Below are 2,902 nucleotides of genomic sequence, written 5' to 3'. Positions count from 1 at the left end.
TAATGCAGATTGAGAGTGTGGTAAGAGGGATAAGAAGCCGCGCACTGGAGGAGCTCCGCTCCCATGGAAAATTCGCGGCATGGCGCGAGAGGGACTTCCTCCACGGCATCGAGGTGGATGCGGGTGTTGTGGTGCTCTCCACGCGCGGCTGCGCCTGGGCGCTTCGCGCTGGTTGCACCATGTGTGGCTATGTCTACGACTCCTCAAGGCATGTGACCCAGGCGGAGGTGCTGCAGCAATTCAGAGGCGGCATAGCAAAGATTGGCAAAGTCGCCTACCTCAAGGTATTCAACTCAGGCAGTTTCTTCGACTCTGGTGAGATCTCGCGAGACACGAGGCTTGAAATATATCGCCAGGTCAATACCCTCGGGGTCAGGCGCCTTCAGGTGGAGTCCCGTCCCGAGTACATCTCCAGGGAGGTGCTGGAGGAGGCAACCACGCTTCTGGAGCCTGAACTCGAGGTTGGTATAGGTCTAGAGACCACCAGTGACTACATACGCGAGGTGTGCATAAACAAGGGCTTCTCCCTCGCCGACTTCACGCGCGCTCTCAATGCCTGCAAAAGTGCAGGGGTTAAGGTTAAAGCTTACCTGCTCATAAAGCCGCCCTTCATAACAGAGGCGGAGGCTATTGAGGATGCGGTTATAAGCGGTGTTGAAGCTGCTCGCCTTGGTGTGGGGCGGCTGAGCTTTAACCCTGTAAATGTGCAGCGGGGTACCCTGGTGGAGGAGCTTTTTTACAAGCGGGAGTACCGCCCGCCCTGGCTGTGGAGTGTTGTTGAGGTTATCCGAAGGGTGAAGGAGAGGGTCAGCATACCTGTGGTGTGCTCCCCCTCTGGAGGAGGAACAAGGCGGGGTGCGAGAAACTGCGGAAGGTGCAGCTCCCGCGTGCTTAATGCCATACGCAGGTTCTCCTCTACGCAGGAGCTTGAGCATCTCGATAGTCTGGATTGCGAGTGCAAGGAGCGCTGGAAGGAAGAGCTTGCCCTGGAGGTATTTGAAAGGTGAGGATAAGGGTAAGGAGGATTACAGGCGGCTTTGCTGAGGGCGAGGCTGTGATAACGCGGGAACCCATCACCTTTCTAGGCGGCGTGGATGCGAAGCGTGGCGTGGTGGTGGAGCGTGGACATGAGCTCGCCGGTAAATGCATAGCCGGCAAGATTCTTGTGCTTCCCCGCACCAAGGGCTCGACGGTAGGGAGCTATGTGATATACCAGATGAAGAAGCTGGGCACTGCGCCTCTCGCTATAATCGCCGCCAAGGCGGACGAGATGCTTGCCACAGGGGCGATAATCTCCGACATACCTCTGGTGGACTCCCCAAGCAGAGAATTGTTCACAATCCCTCAGGGGGCAAGGCTCAGGGTAAATGCTGACGAGGGTTACGTAGAGGTGGAAGATTGAATGAGCTCGCCTTTGAGGAACTGGTAGCGAGGGGCTTCCTGATAAGAGAGAGGTACTTCGGCAGGGTACTCAGCTTTGGTGTGGAGCCCCTGTACGGCCATGAGCGCAGTTTTGATATTGTGCTCCGCGGCTTCGAGGGCACCGGTTACTATCCAATCTACAGGGAGAGGGATGGAAGATACTTTATAACCATCGTTGAGAGAAACAAGAAGGGATTGAATCTGCCCGATTGGGCGCACCTCCTGCTTCTCCTCGCCACACTTGTGACTGTAACGCTCGCCGGTTACCTGTGGTGGGCAGAGGGTGACCTGTACCTGAGTGTGCTCTTCGCAGCCGCACTCATGCTGATCCTGGGGGGCCACGAGCTGGGCCACTACATCGCTGCAAGGAGGCGCAATGTTGCCGCAACCCTGCCCTTCTTCATCCCTGTCCCACCCAACATATTTCCCTTCGGCACAATGGGGGCGGTTATAAATATACGCTCCCCTATCCCCGACAGGAGGGCACTTCTGGAGGTTGGTGTTGCGGGCCCGCTTACAGGCTTCCTGCTATCCCTGCCTTTTATCGCTTACGGCCTAATGCACTCCACCCCAGTGCCCATAGAGCAGGCGAAGGATGAGATTACCTTCTTCATGCCCCTGGCAATGCTTGCCATAGCAAAGCTGACGCTGGGCAATGTCGCCACCGGGGCGAGCATCGACGCCCACCCGCTTGCAATGGCGGGCTGGATAGGCCTCTTTGTAACCTCGCTCAACCTCCTCCCCATGGGACAGCTGGACGGCGGGCACGTGGTGCGCGCGCTGTTCCCTAAACGCTATCGCACAGTTTACCGGGGAGTTTTTATGCTCCTTATCCTCGCCTTTTTTGTCTGGCCTGGCTGGCTCTTCTGGGCGGTGGTGGCATACCTCATAACGAAGCTGGAACATCCCGGGCCGCTGAACGACGTCACCCCTCTTGACACCAGGAGAAAGCTTCTCGGTCTTGGGATGTTAATCCTCCTCATCCTCACCTTCATGCCCGTGCCCTTTATCTCTACAGAGCTTCTGATGAAGATTTACAGGGAATAAAAACAGAAAAAGATATAAATATTCGGCGATTGTCGGTTTATTCTGAGAAAAATCGTTCCAGCAAACCATATAAATGTTAAAATGTATCTTATAAATGGTGTTGCTGATGCACGCATCCGTAAAAGAAACTGATCCCACAAGAGTCATAATAAATGTATTGCGCAGTATGGACAGGGAGATAGGCTCTGCCCTTGAGACCCTTGAAATATCATGTGACGATGAGGCTCTGGAAAGCATTGAAAATGGATTGAAAGACATAAAAAGCGGCAGGGTTATCAGCTTCTCCGAATTCAAGAAAAAACACGGGCTGAAGTGAATGTCCTACAGTCTTTTTCTATCCAGAGAGTTTGAAAAGCAGTATTCAAAACTTGATGGTAAAACACAGGCGCGCATCATTTCAAAACTGACCGAGATAGAGGAAGCCCCGCACCAC

General features: G+C 54.3%; 4 protein-coding genes. All 4 read left to right on the top strand.

The features are described from left to right. A partial coding sequence (locus ACXJJW_RS08285) for an archaeosine biosynthesis radical SAM protein RaSEA (protein ID WP_456475272.1) occupies window positions 1-1,007 on the top strand: 1,007 nt, incomplete at its 5' end. Then, the gene (locus tag ACXJJW_RS08280; RefSeq protein ID WP_456475271.1) at window positions 1,004-1,402 is read left to right on the top strand and encodes an aconitase X swivel domain-containing protein; all 399 of its coding nucleotides are present in this window, start codon (window positions 1,004-1,006) and stop codon (window positions 1,400-1,402) included. The genes ACXJJW_RS08285 and ACXJJW_RS08280, both read left to right, overlap by 4 nt. Next, on the top strand, window positions 1,399-2,469 hold the full coding sequence (locus tag ACXJJW_RS08275; RefSeq protein WP_456475270.1) for a site-2 protease family protein: 1,071 nt from the start codon (window positions 1,399-1,401) through the stop codon (window positions 2,467-2,469). The genes ACXJJW_RS08280 and ACXJJW_RS08275 overlap by 4 nt, the downstream gene beginning before the upstream one ends. Window positions 2,470-2,575: 106 nt before the next feature. Next, window positions 2,576-2,785, top strand: a complete 210-nt coding sequence (locus ACXJJW_RS08270) for a hypothetical protein (protein WP_456475269.1) — start codon at window positions 2,576-2,578, stop codon at window positions 2,783-2,785. Window positions 2,786-2,902 lie beyond the last annotated feature (117 nt).

The organism is Candidatus Pyrohabitans sp. (assembly GCF_054014795.1).
Note: the sequence above shows the minus strand (reverse complement) of the source record. Positions and strands in the feature narration are given on the sequence as shown.

Excerpts from the sequence above, each read along its gene's own strand:
- ACXJJW_RS08270 (WP_456475269.1), top strand. The coding sequence starts at position 2,576 with ATGCACGCATCCGTAAAAGAAACTGATCCCACAAGAGTCATAATAAAT.